The organism is Massilia cellulosiltytica (genome assembly GCF_047325105.1).
GTDB lineage: Bacteria > Pseudomonadota > Gammaproteobacteria > Burkholderiales > Burkholderiaceae_D > Telluria > Telluria orientalis.
Window position 1 is genome coordinate 3,416,129 of record NZ_CP168562.1, and the last position, 24,805, is coordinate 3,440,933.

At 68.8% G+C, this 24,805-nt stretch carries 21 protein-coding genes; 17 read left to right on the forward strand and 4 right to left on the reverse strand.

Annotated features, from left to right (window positions below; all coding sequences use genetic code 11):
• Positions 1-58: 58 nt before the first annotated feature.
• Positions 59-1,939, reverse strand: a complete 1,881-nt coding sequence (locus tag ACEN9H_RS14925) for a hypothetical protein (protein ID WP_413675391.1) — start codon at positions 1,937-1,939, stop codon at positions 59-61.
• A 129-nt stretch (positions 1,940-2,068) separates the two neighbouring features.
• Between ACEN9H_RS14925 and ACEN9H_RS14930 the strand changes: the two genes are divergently transcribed.
• On the forward strand, positions 2,069-2,419 hold the full coding sequence (locus ACEN9H_RS14930; RefSeq protein WP_413675392.1) for a hypothetical protein: 351 nt from the start codon (positions 2,069-2,071) through the stop codon (positions 2,417-2,419).
• A 3-nt stretch (positions 2,420-2,422) separates the two neighbouring features.
• On the opposite strand, the gene fdhD is transcribed toward ACEN9H_RS14930, so the two are convergent.
• Entirely contained in the window at positions 2,423-3,262 is an 840-nt protein-coding gene (gene fdhD, locus ACEN9H_RS14935; RefSeq protein ID WP_413675393.1) for a formate dehydrogenase accessory sulfurtransferase FdhD, read from the reverse strand.
• A 17-nt stretch (positions 3,263-3,279) separates the two neighbouring features.
• Positions 3,280-4,383, reverse strand: coding sequence for a catalase family protein (locus ACEN9H_RS14940; protein ID WP_413675394.1), 1,104 nt, complete (start codon positions 4,381-4,383; stop codon positions 3,280-3,282).
• 175 nt (positions 4,384-4,558) lie between these two features.
• Between ACEN9H_RS14940 and ACEN9H_RS14945 the strand changes: the two genes are divergently transcribed.
• The 16 genes from ACEN9H_RS14945 (at position 4,559) to ACEN9H_RS15020 (ending at position 23,444) form a co-directional block, all read left to right on the forward strand.
• Entirely contained in the window at positions 4,559-6,874 is a 2,316-nt protein-coding gene (locus ACEN9H_RS14945; protein ID WP_413675395.1) for an FdhF/YdeP family oxidoreductase, read from the forward strand.
• Positions 6,875-6,985: 111 nt separating this feature from the next.
• Positions 6,986-7,612, forward strand: coding sequence for a response regulator (locus ACEN9H_RS14950; protein ID WP_413343478.1), 627 nt, complete (start codon positions 6,986-6,988; stop codon positions 7,610-7,612).
• Between the two features lie 55 nt (positions 7,613-7,667).
• Positions 7,668-9,638, forward strand: a complete 1,971-nt coding sequence (locus tag ACEN9H_RS14955) for a peptidase U32 family protein (protein ID WP_413675396.1) — start codon at positions 7,668-7,670, stop codon at positions 9,636-9,638.
• An 8-nt stretch (positions 9,639-9,646) separates the two neighbouring features.
• Positions 9,647-10,075, forward strand: a complete 429-nt coding sequence (locus tag ACEN9H_RS14960) for a hypothetical protein (RefSeq protein WP_413675397.1) — start codon at positions 9,647-9,649, stop codon at positions 10,073-10,075.
• Positions 10,076-10,312: 237 nt separating this feature from the next.
• On the forward strand, positions 10,313-11,626 hold the full coding sequence (locus ACEN9H_RS14965; protein WP_413675398.1) for a sigma 54-interacting transcriptional regulator: 1,314 nt from the start codon (positions 10,313-10,315) through the stop codon (positions 11,624-11,626).
• A gap of 280 nt (positions 11,627-11,906) precedes the next feature.
• Entirely contained in the window at positions 11,907-13,223 is a 1,317-nt protein-coding gene (locus ACEN9H_RS14970) for a hypothetical protein (protein WP_413675399.1), read from the forward strand.
• Positions 13,224-13,291: 68 nt separating this feature from the next.
• A complete protein-coding gene (locus tag ACEN9H_RS14975; protein ID WP_413675400.1) occupies positions 13,292-13,663 on the forward strand; it encodes a hypothetical protein in 372 nt (123 codons plus the stop codon).
• On the forward strand, positions 13,660-14,322 hold the full coding sequence (locus ACEN9H_RS14980) for a C39 family peptidase (protein ID WP_413675401.1): 663 nt from the start codon (positions 13,660-13,662) through the stop codon (positions 14,320-14,322). The genes ACEN9H_RS14975 and ACEN9H_RS14980 overlap by 4 nt, the downstream gene beginning before the upstream one ends.
• A gap of 10 nt (positions 14,323-14,332) precedes the next feature.
• Entirely contained in the window at positions 14,333-14,755 is a 423-nt protein-coding gene (locus tag ACEN9H_RS14985; RefSeq protein WP_413675402.1) for a hypothetical protein, read from the forward strand.
• Between the two features lie 73 nt (positions 14,756-14,828).
• A complete protein-coding gene (locus ACEN9H_RS14990) occupies positions 14,829-15,998 on the forward strand; it encodes a PspA/IM30 family protein (RefSeq protein WP_413675585.1) in 1,170 nt (389 codons plus the stop codon).
• A gap of 336 nt (positions 15,999-16,334) precedes the next feature.
• Positions 16,335-17,669 (forward strand): sigma-54 dependent transcriptional regulator, encoded by a 1,335-nt coding sequence (locus ACEN9H_RS14995; protein ID WP_056132605.1) that lies wholly within the window; start codon positions 16,335-16,337, stop codon positions 17,667-17,669.
• A gap of 283 nt (positions 17,670-17,952) precedes the next feature.
• The gene (locus ACEN9H_RS15000; protein WP_413675403.1) at positions 17,953-20,337 is read left to right on the forward strand and encodes a hypothetical protein; all 2,385 of its coding nucleotides are present in this window, start codon (positions 17,953-17,955) and stop codon (positions 20,335-20,337) included.
• 59 nt (positions 20,338-20,396) lie between these two features.
• The gene (locus ACEN9H_RS15005; RefSeq protein ID WP_413675404.1) at positions 20,397-20,837 is read left to right on the forward strand and encodes a hypothetical protein; all 441 of its coding nucleotides are present in this window, start codon (positions 20,397-20,399) and stop codon (positions 20,835-20,837) included.
• Positions 20,834-21,514, forward strand: coding sequence for a C39 family peptidase (locus ACEN9H_RS15010; protein WP_056132597.1), 681 nt, complete (start codon positions 20,834-20,836; stop codon positions 21,512-21,514). Before ACEN9H_RS15005 ends, ACEN9H_RS15010 begins: the two co-directional genes overlap by 4 nt.
• A gap of 11 nt (positions 21,515-21,525) precedes the next feature.
• On the forward strand, positions 21,526-22,029 hold the full coding sequence (locus ACEN9H_RS15015) for a hypothetical protein (RefSeq protein ID WP_413675405.1): 504 nt from the start codon (positions 21,526-21,528) through the stop codon (positions 22,027-22,029).
• A gap of 23 nt (positions 22,030-22,052) precedes the next feature.
• A complete protein-coding gene (locus ACEN9H_RS15020) occupies positions 22,053-23,444 on the forward strand; it encodes an acetate kinase (RefSeq protein WP_413675406.1) in 1,392 nt (463 codons plus the stop codon).
• Positions 23,445-23,786: 342 nt separating this feature from the next.
• Here ACEN9H_RS15020 and lpxO read toward each other — a convergent pair whose 3' ends face one another.
• Positions 23,787-24,686: a lipid A hydroxylase LpxO gene (gene lpxO, locus ACEN9H_RS15025; RefSeq protein ID WP_056129698.1), complete on the reverse strand. Its 900-nt coding sequence runs from the start codon at positions 24,684-24,686 to the stop codon at positions 23,787-23,789.
• Positions 24,687-24,805: the final 119 nt, after the last annotated feature.

Consider the following 24,805-nt stretch of genomic DNA (forward strand, 5'->3'; position numbering starts at 1 on the left):
TTACGAACGTACAACCCTGTCATTCTACCGGGATCGTTGCCGATTGCACATTATATATTCAGTGCCGAGCCTCGGGCGGCGGCCGTACCGGCACGGCTTGCCGCCCCGCCGGCGCCCGTGCCGGCGCGGGCGTCCGCCCGGATCGCGGCTGCGGCGCGACGGCCGTGATCCGCACGTCCTTCAGCTGCCAGCCGGCATCCGCGACCATGAGCTCCGACTGCCCTTCGATGCGTACGGGCCGGCCGTTGATCAGCGTGTGCGCAGAGCGCCAGGCGACGACGGCCTGCGGCATCCCGGGCACGTCCGGCGCGATGCCGTGGACGGTCGCGCCATCGATGACGAGCTCGCCGAAGTGCGCCGCGCCGTCCGGCCGGACCGTGCCGCCGGCCCCGTCCGGACGCTGGCCCGCCGCGCAGGCACAGGCCCCGGCCAGGGTGCCGTCCAGGTCGGCGAACAGCCTGGGCACGTGCTCGCGCAGGGCCAGGTAGCGCCGCGCCTGCGCCGCCCCGTGGTCCCACAGCGCGGCGCGCAGGACCGGGTCGCGGTCCAGCTTGGAGTTCGCGCCCAGCGGCATGCCGGCCGCCGCCTCGACGGCCGTGCCATCCATGACGATGCGGTCGACCTGCACGAGCTTGTCGCGCCGCTGCGCCGCCGCGCTGGCGGGGGACGCATCGTCGCCGCGGCCGCTTTCCATGCGCCGGTTGATCGCATCGACGAAACCCAGTTCCTGGTTCATGGCGAGATTGCCGCCCAGCGCATTGCGCACGTCCCAGATCTCGCCGCCGTCGAAGGCGATGTGCGGTCCATTCCCAGCCAGCCTGGCCTGGCTGGGGTTGATCTGCACGACCCAGATCGCGTCCGGCTTTTTCTCGTCGTCCGGCACGCCGGACAGGAAGTTGCGGATCGGCGGATTCTGCGAGAACAGCCCGTCCCACAAGGTCAACGGGCGCGGGGCGAGCGTGACCTCGTCGAGGCCCGCCATCTCGTGCGCGCGGAACAGCCACGGCACGGCGGCGGACGCCAGCACCGCGTCGAGCGAGATCCCGCCGTCGCCCGGCGCCCGCTCGGAACTGAACGCGACGAATTCCCCCTCGTGCAATTCCACGGCGCCCAGCAGCAGGCGCGGGATCGGACGCAAGGTGAGGCGCACGGCATCGGCGAGCTGCCCCAGCGCCCCGGCATCGAAGCGCACCGCGGGCGGACGCCACCGCTCCAGCGCGGCGTGCAGCAGGCTGCCGGGCTGAACGCCGATCTGCGCCATGCGCGCGCGCAGGCGGTCGGCGGCGCCGAGCTTGTTCGCGATGCGGCCCTCGACCGCGCCCCGGTCGGCCCGGTAGCGTTCCTGGCAGGGTGCCGTCGGCGGGAACATGGCCGCCTCCAGGTCGCTGCGCAGCCAGCGCTCCACCTCGGTCGGAATACTGGCGAACTCGCCCAGCAGCGCGACGAGCGGCCAGTCCACGCCCGGGCGCAGCAGCGCCGGCAGCGAAAAGAAGCCGGGGCGCATCCAGGGATTGTCCGGCCCGAGCATGCGGGCCAGCGCCGGCCACGCGGTCGCGTTCCATCGCTCCATGCCCGCGAGCGGCCACACGTACGGGCTGGATTTGATGTCCCAGCCGCCCATCGCGGCCAGGTCGGCGAGGCCGCGGCACACATGGTTGACCGTCGACTCGACGAGGCCGAGCGCGGAATTGCCCCGCCAGAACGCGTCCAGCCGCCGCCCCGCCTCGGGCGCGCCGCCCGTGATGAAGCCGTACCAGCCGAGCAGCGCGCTGATGGCGCCGCCGGACGTGCCGCTGATCGCGATGAGCGCCGTCCGGCCGGCGCCGTCCTCGTCGGCACGGTTGTCGAACTGTTCCAGCAGGATGGGAAGGACGCCGCCCGTGTACGCGGCGTGGCTGCCGCCGCCCTGGCAGGCGATTGCGATGCGCTTGGTTGCCATAAGACCTCCCGGCACAAGGGTTGTCATCAGCCTCCCGCACCGTTAGGCAGGCCAGCGCACGCGCAGTTCCCTATTGCTTTATTGAAATGCGTCACGAATAATGGCGCGACAATCATTCTCGACCGCACCATGAAGCAACCGGAAGACCTGAGCACGATCGAATTGCCGCTCGACGCGGCGCTGGCGAAGAAGCGCGGCCGTCCGCCGAAGGAGGACAAGCTCAGCGACGCCGAGCGGGCCCGCCGCTACCGCGCCCGCCAGAAGATGCGGCCGAAAGGCGCGTGGAATTACGAGCAGGTCACGACCCAGACGCGCACAGAGATCGAACGCCTGCTGGGCAGCGCGGCGACGCGGCCGGCCGGGGAAGCGGAATTGGTGGCGCAATGGGCGTACGGCATGTTCCTGCTGTGGGACCGCGTCACCGCCCAGCGCCAGCACGCGGCCGACCGGGACGCGTTGCTGGCGCTCGTCTCCGGCTGATTGTCACGCGCCGGCCAGGCCGAGGCGGTCGGCGTGCGTATAGCAGACGAAGTCGTTCCCGCGCGCGAACGCGAGCAGCGTCAGGCCGGCCTTGTCGGCCAGTTCGACGGCGGCCAGGGTCGGCGCCGACATGCCGACCAGTGCGGACACGCCTGCCACCGCGGCCTTCTGCGCCATCTCGAAACTGACCCGGCTGGTGATCAACAGGAAACCGGCGCCGGGCGCCGCGCGTTCCCGCGCCATCGCGCCGATCACCTTGTCCAGCGCGTTGTGGCGGCCGACGTCCTCGCGCACGATGCGCAGGGTGCCGTCCATGCCGCACCAGGCGGCCGCGTGGGCCGCGCCGGTCAGCTTCGTCAGTGTCTGTTCCGCGCCGATCGCTCCCAGCGCGCGCCGTACGCCATCGACGTGGAAGCCGCGCGCCGGCGCCAGCGACGGCAACGCGCGGCAGACCTGATCCAGGCTGTCCACGCCGCACAGGCCGCAGCCCGTGCGCCCCGTCAGGCTGCGGCGGCGCTCCTTCAGCGCCATGAACGCACTGCCGGCGATCTCGATCTGGACGGCGACGCCGCCCGCGGCCGGCTCGACGTCGATCCCGTAGCACTGGCCCGGCCCCACGATGATCTCTTCGCTCAGCGTGAAGCCGAGCGCAAAGTCTTCCAGGTCGGCCGGCGTGGCCATCATGACGGCATGCGAGATCCCGTTGTAGACCAGTGCGACGGGAACCTCGTCGACGACCAGGTCGTCCACCTCCGTGAGTACGCCCGCGCGCATACGCAGCACACGCCGCGGCTGCGCCGTGGGCGGCAAGGCGCCGGTCTCGGGATCGTGAAGAGAATTCATCGACGCCGATGATACCATCAGCGCCGCGCCGCGGCTTTCACCCCCTCGACGTCGCGCGGCTCCGCGATCGCGCTGCCGTTGCGCTCCGCGCGGAAGCGCTTCGACATCGCATACACCGCCTTGCGCACCCGCATGATCGAGCCGAGCGGGCGATGCGCGGCCAGCGCATGCCACGGATTGAACTGCATGCCGTCGTCGATGAGGCGCGCCAGCTCCTCGCCATACGCTTTCTGCGGCGCCGCGCGCAGGCGCGCCACGGTCACGTACGGGCTCAAGTCTTCCGGCCATTCGACGGACGCGTCCTCGATCGGCATGCGGTCGATGTCCGTGCACAGCTGCACCCGCACTTCCCACTGCCCCCCTTCGGCCGCGAAATGGCCGACGACCGCGTCGCGCAGGCCGTCCGGGCGGCCCTCCAGGTCGACATGGCTGCCCGCGAGCGCCGTCAACGCGGGCGACACGGGCGCCACCTGCACCTTCGCCATGTAGCGGCCGTACAGGATCGGCACCTGGCTGTAATACGTCTCGCCGAGCGGATGCGTTTCCGGATGGCCGCCCAGCGCCTTCAACGTCACGCTGTCGCCGCCGACGGCTTCCACGGCCTGTTCGGCGCCGCGCGCCAGCGCGGAAAACAGGCGCTTGAGGTTCGGCGCCTTGTCCGTCGTCGCGGCCAGCAGTTTCGCGCTGCCGAGGAATTTCTGCGCGTTCGGCGCGCTGAATACGGGACCGTTGACGAGCACGAAGTCCTGCGTGACGTCGTGCTCGCTCCCGCCCACGCGCGGGCCTTCGACGCCGACGACCTTGATCCCCATGCCGCGTGGCGTGGAAACGTCGTCCGCCAGCACGTCGCCCGGCGTCGTCGACAGCCGCATCACGACGGGATACGTGCCCGGCTGGGCGAACAGGCCCTGCGCGTACGCGTCCGGCAGCCCCGCCTCGACGGTCAGCTCGCCCACCAGCAGGCCGTGCGTCTTGGCGTGCACGCTGCGCAGCGCGCGGCCGGAATGCTCGTAAGTCTTCGTGGAAATGCTGCGCATCGTCGTCTGCAGGTCGAAGCTGGTCTGCGCTTCGTCGTCTTCCAGGCTTTCGAAACGCGGTTCGAACGGGATCGGGGCGGTCATGATGGGTCCAGTGGTTTGAATGATGATGTGCAGATCATCGGCGCGCGCGGCCCCGGCGGTCTGTGCATCGCCGTACGCAGTGCGCGGATTTGCCGATTTTGCGTGTGCGCTGTCGAACAGACATGGTTGCGCCATCGGATCAAGCTCCACGGTATCGCGCACTGGGAGTCTGATCATGAGCAAGCACGGCGGCAAACCAAACGAACCGAACGAACCGCAAATCCCGGCCGGCGGCTGGGGCTCGGTGAAGGAAGTGACCACGATCCTGCTGAAGGAACGCGTCCCGCTCGAGGGCACGCAGTTGCTGATGCAGCAGAACAAGCCGGACGGCTTCATGTGCGTGAGCTGTTCATGGGCGAAGCCGGCCCATCCGCATCCGGCCGAGTTCTGCGAAAGCGGCGCCAAGGCGACGGCGTGGGAAATCACGAGCAAGCGCCTCGACCCGGCGTTCTTCAAGCGCCATACGCTACGCGAACTGGAAGGCTGGAACGACCACGAACTCGAGGAAGCGGGCCGCCTGACGGTGCCCATGCGCTACGACGGCGCGCTGGACCGCTACGTGGAGATCACCTGGGACCGCGCGTTTGCCGAAATCGGTGCCGAACTGCGCAAGATGGATCCCAAACAGGTCGCGTTCTACAGCTCGGGCCGCGCCTCGCTGGAAACGTCGTATATGTACCAGCTGCTGGCGCGCATGTACGGCAACAACAACCTGCCGGACAGTTCCAACATGTGCCACGAAAGCACGTCCGTCGCGCTGCCGAAGACGATCGGCGTGCCGATCGGGACCGTCGTGCTGGACGACTTCGAACAGACCGACTGCATCTTCTTCTTCGGCCAGAACGTGGGCGTGAACAGCCCGCGCATGCTGCACCAGTTGCAGGAGGCGAGAAAGCGCGGCGTCCCCATCGTCACGTTCAATCCGCTGCGCGAGCGCGGCCTCGTGAGCTTCGTGAACCCGCAATCCCCCGTCGAGATGCTGAGCGGCCACGAGACCGTGATCAGCACCCAGTACCACCAGGTGAAGGCCGGCGGCGACGTGGCGGCGCTGACGGGCCTGTGCAAGGCCGTGCTGGAGGCGGACGAGCGCGCACTGACGACCGGCGAACCGCGCGCCCTCGACACCGCCTTCATCGAAGAACATTGTCACGGCTTCGACGACTTCGCGGCCGCGATGCGCGCCCGCACGTGGGACGAGATCGAGAAGGAATCGGGTCTCACGCAAGCGCAGATCGAGCAGGCGGCCGGCACCTACCTCCGTGCGAAGCAGGTGATCGGCATCTATGGCATGGGCCTCACGCAGCACCGCAACGGGGTGCTGAACGTGCAGATGCTCGTCAACTTCCTGCTGTTGCGGGGGAATATGGGCAAGCCGGGCGCCGGCATCTGCCCGGTGCGGGGCCACTCGAACGTGCAGGGGCAGCGCACGGTCGGCATCACGGAAAAGCCGGAGCTGGCGCCGTTGGACAAGCTGAAGGAGTTGTACGGGTTCGAGCCGCCGCGCGACAAGGGCATGAACACGGTGGAGATGTGCGAGGCGATCAAGGGCGGCAAGCTGCAGGCGTTGATCAGCCTCGGCGGCAACCTCGTGCGGGCCGTGCCCGACCACGGCCAGATGGACGCCGCCTGGCGCGCCGTCCCGCTCACGGTGCAGATCTCGACCAAGCTGAACCGCAGCCACCTCGTGCACGGCAAGACGGCGTACCTGCTGCCCTGCCTGGGCCGCATCGAGATCGACCGCCAGGCCAGCGGCGAGCAATCCGTGTCGATGGAAGATTCCACGGGCTGCATGCACGGCTCGCGCGGCCGCGCCGAACCGGCGGCGGACACGCTCTTGTCCGAACCGGCCATCGTGGCCGGCATCGCGAAAGCACTGCTCGACCCGAATCCGAAGGTCGACTGGGATGGATGGGTGGCGGACTATGCGAAGGTGCGCGACGCCATCGCCGCGACGTACCCGAAGATCTTCCACGATTTCAACGAGCGCATGTGGCAGCCCGGCGGCTTCCGCAAACCGCTGGCGGCGGCGGACCGCAAGTGGAACACGCCGACCGGCAAGGCGAATTTCACCGTGCCGGACACCTTGTCCGCGGACCCCGACATGCCCGTGCCCGAGGACGCCCTGCGCCTGTTCACGGTGCGCAGCGACGGCCAGTTCAACACGACGATCTACAGCCTGGAAGACCGTTTCCGCGGCGTGCAGGACCGCGACGTCCTGTTCATGGCCGGCACGGACATGGCCCGCCTGGGCCTGGCCGACGGTGACATTGTCACGGCCAGCACGGCCGTCGACGACGGCGTCGAGCGCAAGGTCGAAGGCTTGCGCGTCGTGGAATACAGCGTGCCGGCCGGCTGCGTCGCGGGCTATTTCCCGGAGTGCAATCCGCTGATTCCTCTCTGGCACTATGCGAAGGAAAGCAAGGTGCCGGCCGCGAAATCCATCGCGATCCGGGTCGAACGCACGGGCGGGACGGGACGGCCGCTGCATTGACTGTTGCCATTTTGGTATTGGTGCGTAAATATTGCTGTCATAGATTGTGATTATTTGATAGATTCCTAAGTGCATCAGACGGAATCTTTCAAACAACATGATCTGGCAGCCATGACATCGCCCTATCGCCCACCTTCGCCGGAACCCGGTTTCGACGCCGCCGCCTACTGCAATACCCGGCAGGCGGCCGCCATGCTGGGCGTGTCGCACCGCACGGTGCAGCTGTGGGTGGAAAGCGGCACCCTGGAAGCGTGGAAGACGGCCGGCGGCCACCGGCGCATCGCGCTGGCGTCGATCGAACGCCACGTCGAGCGCCGGCGCCAGGCGATGCTGGACCGTACGGCGCCCGCGCGCTACAAGGTGCTGCTCGTGGACGACGACGCCTCGACCATGGCGCGGTACGAGGGGGCGATGTCCGGCTGGGACCTGCCGCTGGACGTCGTCCGGGTCGGTAACGGTTTCGAAGCGCTGATCCGCATCGGCGAGACGCGGCCGCACCTGCTCGTCGGCGACCTCAGCATGCCGGGCGTGGACGGCCTGCGCATGATCCGTACGCTGCGTGCGAGCGAGGCCTACCGCGACATGGCCATCGTCGTCACGAGCGGGCTGGATCCGGCCACGATCCGGGCCATGGGCCTGCCGGACGACATCCCCGTTCTGCCCAAGCCGGTGGCGCCCGAGGCGCTGCGCACGGCCATCGAAGACGTCCTGCACGTCGAGGTGCACGCCGAACGGTGACATAAGCCCTTGATCTGGCTATAATTTCCGCCTTCGTCAGCCAGGATCACCCGCCATGTCACTGCTTGCCCACCAGCTCGAACTGCTGTCCCCCGCCAAAACCGCCGAGATCGGCCGCGAAGCCATCCTGCACGGCGCCGACGCGGTCTACATCGGCGGTCCCGCATTCGGCGCGCGCCACAACGCCAGCAACACGCTGGAAGACATCGCGGGCCTCGTCGAATTCGCGCACCGCTACCGCGCGCGCATCTTCGTCACCATGAACACGATCCTGCACGACGCCGAACTGGAAACGGCCGAACAGCAGATCCGCCAGCTGTACGACGCCGGCGTCGACGCCCTGATCGTGCAGGACATGGCGATGTTCGAACTGGACCTGCCGCCGATCCAGCTGCACGCGAGCACGCAGTGCGACATCCGCACCGTGGAAAAGGCGAAGTTTCTGTCGCAGGTCGGCTTCTCGCAGCTGGTGCTGGCGCGCGAGCTGACCATCGAACAGATCAAGGCCATCCGCGCCGAGGTCGACACGCCGCTGGAGTACTTCATCCACGGCGCGCTGTGCGTCGCGTTCTCCGGCCAGTGCTACATCTCGCACGCGGACACGGGCCGCAGCGCCAACCGCGGCGACTGCTCGCAGGCGTGCCGCCTGCCGTACACGCTGTCGGACGGCCAGGGCCGCGTCGTCGCCTACGAAAAACACCTGCTGTCGATGAAGGACAATGACCAGAGCCGCAACCTGGAAGCGCTCGTCGACGCCGGGATCCGCTCCTTCAAGATCGAAGGCCGCTACAAGGACATGGGCTATGTGAAGAACATCACCGCCCACTACCGCCTGCTGCTGGACGAGATCCTGGAACGCCGTCCGGAACTGGCGCGCGCCTCCAGCGGCCGTACGCAGGTGATGTTCACGCCGGACGTCGACAAGAACTTCCACCGCGGCCACACGGATTATTTCGCCCAGGGCCGCCAGCAGACCATCGGCGCGTTCGATTCGCCGAAGTACGTGGGCGTGGAACTGGGCACCGTCGCGCGCATCGGCGGCGACAATTTCGATCTCGTCACGAATTCGCCGATGGCCAATGGCGACGGCCTGAACTACATGCACAAGCGCGAGACGGTCGGCATCCAGGCGAACACCGTGCAAAAGCTGTCGGAGGACGAGGACGGCCAGCGCTGGCGCGTGTTCCCGAACGAGGGCCTGGCCACCTTGCCGGGCCTGAAGGTCGGCACCGTCATCCACCGCAACCGCGACCACCAGTGGGAAGCGGCCCTGAACAAGAAATCGTCCGACCGCAAGGTGCGTGCGGACCTGCGGCTGGAAGACACGGCCGAAGGCCTGCGCTTGACCGTCACCGACGAGGACGGCATCACGACGACGACCGAGGCCAGCCTCGCGCTGCAGCCGGCCCAGCAGGCCGACCAGGCGCTGGCCGGCCTGCGCACGAACGTCGCCAAGCTGGGCAACACGATGTTCGAGGCGGGCGCCATCGAGGTCGCGCTGTCGCAGCCGTGGTTCGTGCCGGCGAGCGCCATCAACGGCCTGCGCCGCGATGCCATCGCCGCACAGGAAGCGGCGCGCCTCGCGGCGTGGCAGCGTCCCGAGCGCGCGCAGCCGGTCGAACCGCCGGCCGCGTATCCGGACACCCAGCTCAGCTACCTGGCCAACGTCTACAACGAGAAGGCGCGCGCGTTCTACCGCAAGCACGGCGTGCAGCTGATCGCGGCCGCGTACGAATCGCACGAGGAGCCGGGCGAAGTGTCGCTGATGATCACCAAGCACTGCCTGCGTTTCTCGTTCAACCTGTGCCCCAAGCAGGCCAAGGGTGTGCAGGGCGTGCAGGGCCAGGTGCGGGCGGAGCCGATGACGCTCGTGTCCGGCGACGAAACGTACACGCTGAAATTCGATTGCAAGCCGTGCGAGATGCACGTGATGGGCGCGATGAAACCAGGCATCCTGAATTCGCCGCCGCCGTCCGCCATTCCGTACAGCCCGCTCGTCTTCCACCGCCAGCGTCCGCGCGCATGAGGCCCTTGATGATCCTGCGCACTTCTCTACTGCTGGCCCTGCTGGGCGCGACGGGCGTGGCCCTGGCCGACGATGCCGCCATCCTGGCATGCCGCAAGCTGGCCGACGGCGCCGCGCGCCTGGGCTGCTATGACGCGATTCCCGCCGTAGCGCGTCCGGCGGCCGCGGCCGCGCAAACCTTCGGCCTCGAGCAAAAGACGCCCGAGGAACCGGCCCGCTCGATCGAGAGCACGATCGTCGGCACGGTCGCCGGCTGGGGCCCGGCCACGCTGTTCACCCTCGCCAACGGCCAGGTGTGGAAAGTGGTCGACGGCAGCTCGGCAGACCTTGCGCCGGTGAGCAATCCGCCGGTCAAGATCGTGCGCAATATGTTCGGCACCCTGTTCCTGGAGATCGAAGGCACCAACGCCTCGCCCAAGGTCCGGCGCGTCCGCTGACTCTTTTCTCCATTTTTTCTCCATTTGTCCAACGCGCTCGTGCCTTCGCACGAGCCTGTCGCTTCCAGGCCGCGCCCGCCTGCGGTGTGCCCGCCTGTCCCGTTAAGATGGCCGTAACGGCGCCTTGACAAGCCGTACCAGGAGGCAGGGCCGCACGGTGTCCGTGCGCACGCAACTCGCCGCCGTCCCGCCGTGATCGGCCATGGCGCGGACCGGCCGTGCTCCTGGAGGTGGACCATGCGCAAGCGCCTGCTCTGCATCGCTCCCGACGACGCGCACACCGCCGCGCTCATGACCGGTCCCATCCATGACTGGGACACCTGCTGCGTGGACAACCTGGCCGATGCGGACCGCTTGCTGCGCGCGGACGGCTATCCCGTCGGCCTGCTGCTGCGCACGCGCGCGCTGCTGCGGTCCTTCGATCTCGACGGTTTCCTGCGGCGCCACCGCGACACGGCGTGGATCGGCGTGTTCCGCCCGCACGACGTCGACCACGCAGCCTGCCGCGACCTCATCGTCGACCACCTGGCCGACTACCACACGGAACCCGTCGACCCGCGCCGGCTGGCCTGGACGCTCGGCCATGCCCACGGGTGGGCGCAGTTGCGGCGACCGCCCGCGCCGCAGGACGACGCCGGCCTGCTGGTCGGCCGGGCCGATGCGATGGTCCGCCTGCGCGCGCAGGTGGCGCGCGTGGCCCGCGTCGACGCCCCGGTGCTGATCTGGGGCGAGAGCGGCAGCGGCAAGGAGCTGACGGCGCACGCGATCCACGCGCAGTCGGCGCGTGCCTGCGGGCCATTCGTGCCGGTCAATTGCGGCGCCATGCCGCCGAACCTGATCCAGTCCGAACTGTTCGGCTACGAACGGGGGGCGTTCACCGGGGCGGCGCGCGCCAGGGCCGGGCTGATCGAATCGGCCCATGGCGGCACCCTGTTCCTCGACGAAATCGGCGACCTACCGAAGGACCTGCAGGCGAACCTGCTGCGCTTCCTGCAGGAAAAGACGATCTGCCGGCTGGGCAGCACGCGCGCGCTCCGCGTGGACGTGCGCGTGATCGCCGCGTCGCACGTGCAGCTGCAGCGTGCGGTCGCCGGCGGAGATTTCCGCGAGGACTTGTACTACCGGCTCGCGGTGCTGCCCGTCACCGTGCCGGCGCTGCGCGAGCGGCGCGAGGACGTCGTCACGCTGGCCGAACACTTTTTCCACCTGTATGCCGACGAGCGGTCGCCGCGCCTGACGGGCTTTTCCAACCGGGCCGTCGCGGCGCTGCTGGACCATGCGTGGCCGGGCAATGTCCGCGAGCTCATCAACCGAGTCCGGCGCGCCCTCGTGATGGCGGACGGCCGCCTCGTCACACCGCAGGATCTGGGGCTGGAATCCGCGCGCGTGACGACGGCCGCGCTGGACGACGTCCGTGCCCGCACCGAGCGGCTCGCCCTGCGCGAATGCCTGCAGCGCAGCGGCCGCAACATCAGCCGCGCCGCGCGTGAGCTGGGCGTGTCGCGCACGACGCTGTACCGGCTCCTGAGCAAGCACGGCATCCAGCCGTGACCCCCGGCGCCCGTGGCGCTGCCGGGCACTGTCCAGACAAGCTCGTGCGTTGGCTGGCGCTGCGCGACGCACCTGTACCGCCGCGTTGACACCCTGTCGGCAAGCGGCGCCAGTGGATCTCGCCGGCATTCCGACGAGCCCTTCGGAAGCCTCCGACGAGGTCAACAGAAATCAACGACTTGGCGCGAGCATCCGCGAGGTGGCACCGATCCTGCGAATGGATGAGGGCCGGTGCGAACGCGCCGGCACGTCACAGACCCACATCAGAGAGGAAAACCGAATGAAGAAGACCTTGCTCGTCACCGCGCTGGCGCTGGCCTATTCGATCAGCGCCCACGCCGGTACCGCCACGAACACCAGCACGACATACGACCACGCGACGACAAACGTCACGCAGAACGACTACAGCCTCCATAACGCGACAACGACCACTTCCAGCACATCCACGGCCAACGCCACCACGACACTGACCGGCAGCGTGGGCGGCAACACGATCGGCGGCATCGGCAACACGGCAGTGAACAACGGCGGCGCCAACGGTGCCGGCGCGGCCGGCGGCGCGGGTGGCGCGGGCACGGGCGGCGCGCTCACCGCCACGGGCGGCTTCGGCGGCACCGCGACGGGCGCCAGCGGCGCGGCCGGCGCGGCCGGCGGCACGGCGACCAACGGCAGTGCGGTCAACGGTCCCGCGACCGGCGGCACGGCCTTCGCCGGTCCCGGCGGCGCGGGTGGCACGGCCGGGGCCGCGGTGAGCGGTGCAGGTGGCGCAGGGGCCGCCGGCGGCGCAGGCGGCGCGAGCGGCAGCCTGGCCGGTGGCGGCATCGGCGGGACGGGCGGCGCAGGCGCCGGCGGCAGTGGCGGCGCGAGCCTCCCGGTCGGATCGAATGGCGGCCCCAGCGGCAGCGCGTTCGGCGGGACGGGCGGCGCTGGCGCCAGCGGTGCGGCAGCCGGCGGCGCCGGCGGTAGCGGCGGCGGCGGCCTGTTCGGCAGCGGCGGCAGTGGCGCCGCCGGAGGCACAGCGGCGACGGGCGCCGGCTATGGCGGGGCCGGCGGTGCAGCGGCGGGCGGCCGCGGCGGCGACGGCGGCGCGACCACCAGTACCGCAGGCAATGGCGCTGCCGGCACGGGCGGCGCCGGCGGCGGGGCCGGCGGCGGCAGCGCGACGGCGGGTGCCGGCGGCCATGGCGGCGCCGGCGGCACGGGCGGCGCGAGCGGCTATGCCACCACCACGGGCGGCGCCGGCGCATATGGCGGCGATGCGACGGGCGGGGCGGCAGCGAACGGCCCGGCCACCGTGGGCAATACCTACGGCGGCGCGGGCGGCCACGGCGGTGCCGGCGGCACGAACACCGGCGGCGCCGGCGGTGCGCTGGACTCGATCACGGCCGGCTACGGCGTCGGCGGCGCGGGCGGCGGCGCGAGCGGCGGCAACGGCGGCACGAACAGCGTGAGCGCCGGCACGTTCGACCTGTCGAACAAGATGACCGGCACCGGCCAGTCGGCCGCGGGCGTGCTCGTGATCAGCCAGAACTCCGGCCTGTCGTCGCTCGTCCAGCAGAGCGTGAACGTCCAGAGCAACCTGGCGCTGGGCCACTGACGCGCCGTACGACTGCCGTGCCCGCGGGCACGGCAGTTCTTTCATCACCGGAGCCGAGTATGCATCGAATGATTCAAACCTTGGTCGTGGGCGTGTGCAGCATCGCCTTGCTTGCGCCGGCAGCCTGGGCCGGTACGGACACGGCCCCCGCCGCCCGCGCCGCGGCCCGCGCGCTGTTCCGGCCCGGGAACGCGATCGCCGCGCACGCCAACCGGCAGGACGGGCTGCTGGCCCGCCAGCGCGGCGGGACGGACACCCGCAACGACGCACGCATCGACGGCGCCGTCGCCGCGAACACGGCCGTCAACGTCGTCTCCGGCGCCAACAGCATCGATGCCGGGTCGTTCGCCAACATGGCCGGCATCCCCGTCGTCATCCAGAACAGCGGTGCGAACGTGCTGATCCAGAACGCCACCATCATCAACCTGCAATTCAAATGAGACGGCTGCTCGTTTCCCTGCTGGCCGCGGGTGCCGTCCACGCGGCCGAGCTGCCGGTCGCAGGCGGCGCTTTCCACGTGCCCGTACGCAGCATGCAGGCGCTGCGCTTCGCGTCGACCTTGCGCCAGCAGTACGACTTCAGCTGCGGCTCGGCCGCGCTCGCCACGCTGCTGACCCACCATTACGGCTTCCCGGTCAGCGAGAGCACCGTGTTCGCGGCGATGTGGGCCCAGGGCGACCAGGACAAGATCCGGCGCGAGGGCTTCTCGCTGCTCGACATGCAGCGCTATCTCGCGGCGAACGGCTTCGAGGCGGACGGCTTCCGGCTGCCGCTCGACAGGCTCGTCGAGGCCGGCCTGCCGGCCATCGTCCTCATCACGGAACAGGGCTACAACCACTTCGTCGTGATCAAGGGCTACGGCGCCGGCCGCGTGCTGCTGGGCGACCCATCCAGCGGGACACGGTCGCTGCCGCGCGCCCGCTTCGAAGCCATCTGGCCGACCCGGTTGCTGTTCGTGATCCACACGGCGCCCGGCGAACCGCGCTTCAACCTCGCCGACGACTGGCGCGCGGCGCCGCGTGCGCCGTTGGCCGACGCGGTGGCCCGGACGAGCCAGGGCGGCGTCGACCTGCCCAAATTCGGCCCCGGCGATTTCTGAAGGAGACCCCATGCGCCCATCGATCCTCTTTGCGTTGCTGCTCGCCGTCGCGTCCGCGCGCGCGGCGCCGCCCGGGAACCCGTTCTCGACGCCCGCGGCCGTCGGCCAGGCCGAGCTCGCCGGCGCCCGCGGCGGCTTCACCACCGCGTCCGGCATCGCCGTGTCGCTCGGCATCGAGCGCATCGTGACCGTCGACGGCCAGGTCGTCGCGCGCAGCGAACTGCGGCTCGGCGACCTCGGCCGGCTCATTGCCGGCCAGGCGGTGCCACGCGCAGACAGTCTGGCCACCGTCGTGCAGAACAGCCTGAACGACCGGGCAATCGGCACGGCCACCATCATCCACGCGAGCGTCGCCACGCAAGGCCTGCTGCAGACCATGCACTTCCAGTCGACGCTGGCGAATGCCATCAACGCGGCCGCCGCCGGCAGGTAGCGGCCCCAGTGCGGAGCCCATCACCATGCGAACGTTTCCCGCGCTGCCAGGCGCGCTCGGCCTCGGCCTCATCATGACCTGCACGCCGGCCGCGGCCCAGCAGGCGCAACTCATCGACCAGCTGCGGGCCATGCGGCAACAGCTCGACCAGCAGCGCGCCCGCATCGACGCGCTCGAACGGCAGCTCGGTGCGTCCCGGCTGGACGACGTCCGCGGCAAAGGCACCGCGGCCGATGCGGCGCCGCCGCCGGGTGCGGTCGGGCCCGCGCCACAGGGAACCGCGCGGGCGACCGAGGTCGCGCCCATCTTCGAGAGCCCGGGCGTGCTGACGCCGCGCGGGCGCGTCGTGGTCGAGCCGTCGATCCAGTACGGCTATTCGTCCAGCAACCGCGTGGCGCTGGTCGGCTACACGGTGATCCCGGCGCTGCTGATCGGCCTGCTGGACGTGCGCGAGGTGAAGCGCAACACGACGACGGCGGCGGTCACGCTCCGCTACGGGCTCGGGAACCGGGTCGAACTGGAAGCGAAGGTCCCGTATGTCTACCGCACCGACTCGACCGTCAGCCGCGAGATCTTCACGGGCACGGCGGCGGAACGTGCGTTCGACGCGAGCGGCAAGGCCCTCGGCGACGTCGAGGCGGCGGCGCGCGTCCAGCTGAATGCGGGCGGCCCCGACCGCGCCTACTTCATCGGCGGCCTGCGCTACAAAGCGCGCACCGGCCGCGATCCGTTCGCCGTCGTAACGGATTGCCAAACGCGCTGCGTGGGCGGGAACGTCACCGGCACGGGGCTCCCGCTGACGCTGCCCACCGGGTCAGGATTCCGCTCGCTGCAGCCGAGCCTGACATGGCTGCTGCCGTCCGATCCGGCCGTGTTCTTCGGCAGCATCAGCTATACCCGCAATTTCCAGCGCCGCAACGTGTACCGCACGGTCCTCGCCGGCCAGCGCGAACCGCTGGGCGACATCAAAGCGGGCGATGTGCTCGGATTCAATCTTGGCATGGGCCTTGCCCTGAACGACAAGGCGTCGCTGAGCCTCGGCTACGACCACAGCGCCGTGGACCGCACGCGCCAGAACGGCCAGGTGATCCCCGGTTCCGTCCGCATCCAGCTGGGCACGCTGCTGCTCGGCGCGTCGTACCGCCTCGATGCGCACCGCACCGTGAACGTGTCCGTGGGCGCAGGTCTCACGCGCGACACGCCGGACGTGACCCTCACGGTCCGCATGCCGTTCGGTTTTTGAACCGTCCCTGCCACCACCACCTCCCCCCAGCGATGGGGGGTTCCCCTTCCGCAATCGGGAAAAAGCCACACGGCGGCAGTTATTTCCTTGACCATGACGAGGATCGGTTACACGATTGTGACTAATTGTAACCAGCGGTCGATATCTATCGTCCGCCACGAATATTTCACGAGCGGCATAATATTAAACAAAGATCAACTGATAATAAGAAATTGCTAACAGGCTACAGAACAGCAGCCCCAGTTACACCCAGTTACACTTGTCAAGAAATTATGCCGGCTCTCCCATTCGTCTGCCGCCGTTGCGAGGACCGGCCGATTACCCGATGGAGGATGGATGACCCGAAAGCGCCTGCTGTGCATTGCCCCGGATGACAAGGGTGCGCGCGCCCTGCTCAATGAGGCAATGCTCGACTGGGAGATCCGCAGTGTCAGCAACCTCGGCGAAGCCGGGCGCGAACTGCGTAACGACCGTTACCTGGTCGGCCTGCTCGTGCACGACCGCGAGCAGCACCGGCCGGCCGAAGTGGACACCTTCCTGCGCCGCTACAGCCATATGCAGTGGGTCGGCGTATTCAGTCCGCGCGATCTCGAATCCGCGCCCTGCCGCGACCTCGTCGTGGAGCACCTGTGCGATTACCACACGGCCCCGGTCGATCCGGTCCGGCTGGCCCACACGCTGGGCCATGCGCACGGCTGGGCGATGCTACGCCGGCGGCCCAGCGCCAACGACGGGCACGACGATCCCGCGTCGCCGCTGGTCGGCGGCTGCGACGCGATCGCACGGCTGCGCGCGCAGGTGTCGCGCGTCGCCAAGGTCGCGGCGCCCGTCCTGATCTGGGGAGAAAGCGGCAGCGGCAAGGAGTTGACGGCCCAGGCGATCCACGCGCAGTCGGACCGGGCCGCGGGACCGTTCGTCCCCATCAACTGCGGCGCCATCGCGCCGAGCCTGATCCACTCCGAGCTGTTCGGCTACGAGCGCGGGGCGTTCACGGGCGCGACGCGGGGCAAGGCCGGCCTGATCGAGTCGGCGGACGGCGGCACGCTGTTCCTCGACGAGATCGGCGACCTGCCGAAGGACCTGCAGGCCAACCTGCTGCGCTTCCTGCAGGAGAAGACGATCTGCCGCCTGGGCAGTACCCGCAACATCCGCGTGGACGTGCGGGTGATCGCGGCGTCGCACGTCCAGCTGCAGCAGGCCGTCGCGAGCGGCGCATTCCGCGAGGACTTGTACTACCGCCTCGCCGTGCTGCCGGTGACGGTACCGCCGTTGCGCGAACGGCGCGACGACCTGGTCACGCTGGCCGAGTACTTCTTCCACATGTACGCGAGCGAAAAATCGCCGCGCCTGAAGGGCTTTTCCAACCGGGCGATCGAGGCGATCCTCGACCACGACTGGCCAGGCAATGTGCGCGAACTGATCAACCGGGTACGGCGGGCACTGGTCATGTCGGACGGCCGCCTGATCATGCCGGAAGACCTGGGGCTGACGCGCGGGATCATGGCGCCGACGCCCGCCGCGCTGGACGACACCCGTATGCGCTCCGAGCGGCGCGCCCTGCGCGAATGCCTGGACCGCAGCGGCCACAACGTGAGCCGCGCGGCGCGCGACCTGGGTGTATCGCGCACGACGATGTACCGTTTGCTGAGCAAGCACGGCATGCGCGAGTGACGCGTGTGCGGCATGTGGCACAAGTGGACAAGGTGTCCACTTTTTTTTGGGTGTTGCAGCGTGTATGTGGACAGAGTTGTGCCGGAAGTGAAACAGTTTTTCGATATTTTCGGTAAATCGTACCGGATTTTCTCTGACAGTCGTGTAGGAAGATCCGTACAAAGTCAACAAAAACAAAGGGTTAGCGAGCTCTGCAGTGAGGCTGGCACTGAAACTGCAAAGGGATGGAGGTCGGCGCTACAGCCGACCCATCACCAACCATCAAACCCAGAGGGGAACTCGAATGAACAAGACTTTGCTCGTGACTGCCATTTCGCTGGCATTCTCGCTGACCGCACAAGCCCAGGATGGCGTCAATGCGAACGGCGGCGGCGCCACCGTCACGCAGACGACGACCCGCACGTCGGACAGCAGCGACAACAGCACCCGTAACTCGAACAATACCTCGGACAGCAGCAACAACAGCACCAACACCTCGGACAGCAGCAACAACAGCACGAACACGAGCACGGCGACCGCGAACTCGGACCAGAACAACAACAAGAGCACCAACACGACGACGACGACCACGTCGACGGACAACAGCAACCGCAGCACCAACACGGCCGACAACAGCGACCGTAGCGACAACAGCAACCGCAGCAGGACGACCACGACGACCGACAACAGCAACCGCAGCACCAACACGGCCGACAACAGCAACAGCAGCGACAACAGCAACCGCAGCACGAACACCGACAACAGCAACCGCAGCGTCACCACCACGACGACCAACCGGTCGACGGACAACAGCGACAACAGCACCCGTAACTCGAACAACACGTCGGACAGCAGCGACAACAGCACCCGCAACTCGAACAACACGTCGGACAGCAGCAACAACAGCACCAACAACACCTCGACCAACCGCACGGTCTCGAACTCGACGACCACCACGACCAACCGCGACAACGACAACAGCACGGGCAAGAACAACAGCTCGGGCGACTCGACCGCGTCCGCGACCGGCTCCGTGGCCGTGAACAACGGCGGCACCGCGACGTCGAACTTCTCGAACAGCTTCAACACCTCGTCGTCCAACAACACGGCCAACCTGACGGGCCGCGTGTCGGGCAACACCATCTCGAACATCGGCAACGTCGCCACCAACTCCGGTAACGCCAACGGCGCCGCCGGCACGGCGGGCAACGGCGCAGCCGGCACCGGCGGCGGCATCTCGGCGACCGCCGGCGCGGGCGGCAGCGCGGGCAGCGCGAACGGCGCAGCCGGTTCGGCCGGCGGCCTGGCCACCAACGGCGGCGCCAGCGCAGGCGGCGCCACCATCGGCGGCGCGACCGCGGGTGCGGGCGGCGCAGGCGGCATGGCGACGGGCGCCACCAGCGGCAATGGCGGCCGCGGCGCAGCGGGTGGCATGGGCGGCAGCACCGGCACGGTCGCCGCCACGGGCGGCGCAGGCGCAGCCAGCGGCGCAGCCACGGGCACCGGCGGTGCAGGTGCAGCGGGCGGCATGGCCGGCAACGCGATGGGCGGCAACGGCGGCGCGTCCGGCGACCTGTCGGGTGGTAACGGCGGCGCCAGCGGTGCGACGACGGCCGGCCTGGGCGGCGCCGGCGGCAGGACCGGTGCGGCCACGGGCGGTGCCGGCGGTGCCGGTGCGGCAGGCGGTGCAGGCGGCGCAGGTGCGGCGGGCGCCATGGGCGGCACCGGCGGTGCCGGCGGCGCAGCAGGTTCGGCAGGCAATGCCGGCTCGACCGCATCGAACGCAGCCACGGGCGGCATGACCCGCGCCGGCGGCAGCTGGGCAACGTCGGGCGCCGGCGGTTCCTCGTCGGCCGACGGCGGCACGGGCGGCGCCAGCGGCACCGCCACCTCGGGTTCGCCAGTCTCGACCGGCGGCGCCACCACCAGCGGCGCATCGACCTCGACGGCGGGCACCACGACCGGCGGCGCCGGCGGTGCAGGCGCAGCGGGTGCAGCCGGCGGTGCCGGCGGTGCGGGTGCGGCAGGTGCGGCAGGCGGTGCGGGCGCCGCAGGTGCTGCCGGCTCGAACATGGCAGGTAACGGCGCCGCAGGCGGCGCAGCGACCGGCGCGGCAGGCGGCGCAGGCGCAGCCCTGACCTCGACGGCCGGCAACGCTGCCGGCAACACGGGCGGCGCTGGCGGCGCAGGCGGTGCCGGTGCGGCAGGTTCGGCGACCTCGGGCGCAGGCGGCGCAGGTGCTGCCGGCACGGCAACCTCGGGCGCGGGTGGTGCGGGCGCAGCAGGCGGTGCGGGTGCCGCCAGCGGCATGGCCTCGAACACGGCAGGTGCAGGTGCCGCCGGCGGTTCGGCCACGACCGGCAGCGCCACGACCGGTTCGGCAACCGTGGGTGATTCGACCGCCGGCAACGGCGGCGCAGGCGGCGCGGGCGGCTCGACCACCGGCGGCGCAGGCGGCGCACTGGCCAACATCACGGCCGGCGTGGGCACGGGCGGCCTGGGCGGTGCGGGCACCGGCGGCAACGGCGGTTCGAACACGGTCAATGCCGGATCCTTCGACATGTCCAACAACATGAGCGGTGTCGGCCAGTCGGCTGCGGGCGTGATGGTGATCAGCCAGAACAACGGCTTCTCCTCGCTGGTCCAGCAGAGTGTCAACGTCCAGAGCAACCTGGCTGTCGGCAAGTAATGCCAAGGACCGCCGTGCCCGCGGGCACGGCGGTTTTTCGATGCAACCGGGGGTAGAGAATGCAGTCATTACTCAAGAGTAGCGTCAGCAACCGCGTGTGCAGCTTCGCTGTGCTCGCGGTCTGCGCATCCGCGGCCTGGGCAGGACCGGAACTCGCGGTTCCCGCCCGGGACAGCGCGCCGGCCGCCCAGCCGGCCACGGGTGCCGACAACGGTGCCGGCAAGTCAGCCCAGGCGCAAGACTCGCTCGGGTTCGGCCCCGCCGCCGACCTGGGCAAGCTGGAGCATTCGCGCGGTGGGACGGACACGTTCAACACCAGCAACAACGCGAATCTCGGCGGGGTCGTGAGCGGCAACAGCGCGGTGAACGTCATCACGGGGTCGAACACGATCGATGCCGGCGCGTTCGCCAATATGTCGGGCATACCGGTGGTCATCCAGAACAGCGGCGCTAACGTCCTGATCCAGAACGCCACCATCGTCAACCTGCAATTCAAATGAAGTACGGCGCCCTGCCCCTGCTGCTGTGCGCACTGGCGGGCGCTGCCCGCGTGGATGCGGCCGACCTGCCGATCGCGGGCGGCGCCCGGTTCGACGTACCGGTCAAGAGCATGCGCGAACTGCGCTTCACCTCGACGACCCGCCAGCAATACGACTTCAGCTGCGGCTCGGCCGCCCTGGCCACGCTGCTGACCTATCACTACGGCTATCCGATCAGCGAAACGACCGCCTTCAAGGCGATGTGGGAGATCGGTGACCAGGCCAAGATCCGGCGCGAAGGCTTTTCGCTGCTGGACATGCAGCGCTATCTCGCAAAGATCGGCTACAAGGCGGACGGCTTCCAGGTGCCGTTGCAGAAACTGTTCGACAGCAAACTGCCCGCCATCGTGCTGATCTCCGAGAAGGGCTACAACCACTTCGTCGTGATCAAGGGCGCGGACGACGGGCGCATCCTGCTGGGCGATCCGTCCAGCGGCACGCGCTCCGTGACGCGCGAGCACTTCGAATCCATCTGGCCGACCCGGCTGCTGTTCGTGATCCACGACGCGCCCGGCAAGCCTTCGTTCAACGCCGACCTCGACTGGCGCGCCGCGCCGCGCGCACCGCTGGCCGAGGGAGTGACCCGGACCGCGATCGACATGACGACGCTGCCGAAATTCGGTCCCGGCGATTTTTGACAGGAGACCCCATGCGCATCCCCGTCCAGATCGGCCTCGTGCTGGCCAGCGCCGCGATCGCGACGCAGGGCTATGCCGGCGGCCCGGACAATCCGTTCACCAGCGACAACGCCGTGGCGGCCGACTCGCTGGACGACTACCGCGGCGGCTTCATCACCGACAACGGCCTGGCGGTGTCGCTCGGCATCGAGCGCATCGTCACGATCAACGGCAACGTGGCCGAACGCAGCCAGCTGGAGCTCGGCGACCTCGGCAAGCTGACGAGCGGCCACAGTACGGTGACCGCCGACATGGCGAACCAGGTGCGGCTGATCCAGAACGGCGGCGGCACGTTCAACGTCCAGATGGGCGACACGACGCTGGGCGGCACCGTCATCCAGAACAGCCTGAACAACCAGTTGATCAACAACCAGACCATCATCAATGCAAGCGTGAACGCACGCGGACTGTTGCAGTCCATGAACTTCCAGTCCAGCCTCGCGAACGCGCTCAATACCGCCGCCACCGGCAGGTGACGGATTTTACCTGGAGAAAACCTATGCATAAAATTCCAGCGCTGTACGGCGTGATTGGTGTCAGCGTGGCCCTGGCGGCCATCCCGGCCGGTGCCCAGTCCGGTCCTGACCTCCTCGAGCAGCTCAAGATCATGCGACAACAGCTGGAAGAGCAGCGTGCGCGCGTCGACGAACTGGAACGCCAGTTGCGCGCGAGCGGCGTGGCGCCGCCCGCGAACACCGCGACGGCGGCGGCACCGTCGCAGCTCGAGCGGATGCGCGGCACCGGCAACCTGCCGGCGCCCCAGCCCGACGCGCCCGCGCAGGTGCAGGCCGGCCCGCTCGACGCGCCGCCCAGGCTCGCCGTGCCGTTCGCGGATCCGGTCTATCCGGGCCGCCTGGCGCCGCTGCGCGGCACAGGCGGTGGCGGCCAGGCCCAGGCGGGCAACGATGCCGTCGGCCGCCCGCCCGCGCCCAAGACACCGGAAGTGGCGCCGATCTTCGAGACCCCGGGCGTGCTCACGCCGCGGGGTAAAGTCGTGTTCGAGCCGTCCGTGCAGTACGGCTATTCGTCCAGCAACCGTGTCGCCCTGGTCGGCTACACGGTGATCCCGGCCTTGCTGATCGGCCTGCTGGACGTGCGCGAAGTGAAGCGCAACACGACGACGGCCACCGCCACGTTCCGCTACGGCTTCGACAATCGCCTGGAATTCGAAGCGAAGATCCCGTACGTCTACCGCAGCGATTCGACCGTCAGCCGCGAACTGTTCACCGGCACGGCGGCCGAACGCGCGTTCGAGACGAGCGGCAAGGGCATCGGCGACATCGAGCTGGGCTGGCGCTACCAGCTGAACGACGGCGGCGTCGACACGCCGTACTACATCGCCGGCCTGCGCTTCAAGTCGCGCACGGGCCGCGATCCGTTCGAGGTCGTGACGGATTGCCAGACGCGCTGCGTGGGCCAGAACGTCACCGGCACGGGCCTGCCGCTCGACCTGCCGACCGGCTCGGGCTTCTATTCGGTGCAGCCGAGCGTGACGTGGCTGCTGCCGTCCGATCCCGCCATCTTCTTCGGCGGCTTCAGCTACACGAAGAACTTCAAGCGCGGCAACGTCTACCGCACCGTCCTGAACGGCAGCAAGGAACTGCTGGGCACGGTGGAACCGGGCGACGTGTTCGGCTTCAACTTCGGCATGGGTCTCGCGCTGAACGAGCGGGCGTCGTTCAGCATCGGCTACGACCACAATTCGGTCGGCCGGATGCACCAGAACGGCCTGGTCATTCCGGGTTCCGTGCGCGTGCAGCTCGGTACGCTGCTGCTCGGCTACTCGTACCGCCTGAAAAACAACCGTACCCTGAGCGTATCGGTGGGCGCGGGCCTCACGCGCGATACACCGGACGTCACGCTCATGGTCAGGATGCCCTTCACGTTCTAAGTATCCCCTTTGGCCGCAAGGCGCGGCCCAACCAAACGGGCCGCGCTTGCGGCCCTTTTTAAATTCGGGGTCAGAGCACATTTCCGACCAAAATCGGGGTCAGAGCACATTTTCGATCAATTGCTCCGCGCATCAGACGGCATCGCGGCATTCCCGTGCCGCCGTCCCGCGGCGCAACGCAAGACGGCGAACGTATGCTGGCAGGCGGCCCACTTTTTCGCCGGAGATCTTGCCCAAAAAAGTGCTCTGACCCCGAATTTTTTGGAAAATGGGGTCTGACCCCGAATCTGGGAAACAAAAAAAGGCCGCGATTGCGGCCCGTGTCTTTCTCGGAGAGATGGATCAGAGGTAGTAGACGAGTGCCGCGACGCCCACGATCAGCGCGACCTTCGTCGCTTTATAGGCCGTCTTGTTCCACGCCTTGTAGCGGCGGCGGTACTGGCCCATCACGTACGAAACGCGGAACAGCTTGCTGACGAGGCCCGTCTGGTCGCCGCTCTCGTTGGGCGAGGCGGCCGCCGTCATCATCGTGCGGCCCAGCCAGCGGTTGACGGCCTGCATCCAGCCGAAGCGCATCGGGCGCTCGACGTCGCAGAACAGGATCAGGCGGTCACTGTCGCTGGCGTTCTCGGCCCAGTGGATGAACGTTTCGTCGAAGATGACGCCCTGGCCGTCGCGCCAGCTGTAGCGCTGGCCGTCGACTTCGATGAAGCAGCGGTCGTCGTTCGGCGTGGCCAGGCCCAGGTGGTAGCGCATCGAGCCCGCGAACGGGTCGCGGTGCGGGTTCAGCTTCGCGCCCGGCGGCAGCTCGGCGAACATCGCCGCCTTCACCGACGGGATGCCCTGCAGCAGCGCGTACGTCTGCGGACACAGGCGCTCGGCCGACGGGTGGCTCGCGTCGTACCACTTCAGGTAAAAACGCTTCCAGCCCGTCTTGAAGAAGGAATTGAAACCGGCGTCGTTATTCTCCTCGGACGCCTTGATCTTCTTCATCTCGATGAGGCGCAGGCCTTCCTCGCGGATCGTCGGCCAGTTGTCCTGCAGGACGGACAATTCGGGGAATTCACGGACCGGGATGTACGGCGTGCTGGGCACCTTCGAGAACAGGTGCATGAAGATATTGATCGGCGCCATGAACGACGAATGGTCGAACAGCTGCCGGCCGAACGGCAGGCGGACCTTGCCACGGAAATGGATGTGCAGGACCGAGAGCACGAGAAAACCGACTACGAACCACTTCATGACGCCTCCGACTGAACGAGGCGCAAGGATACCATATGCGATACGCGGCCGTACGCCGGCCGCCCCGGTTGGTCGGGGCGGACGGCGTACGGCCGCGAATGTGGTGCTACCGAGACAGC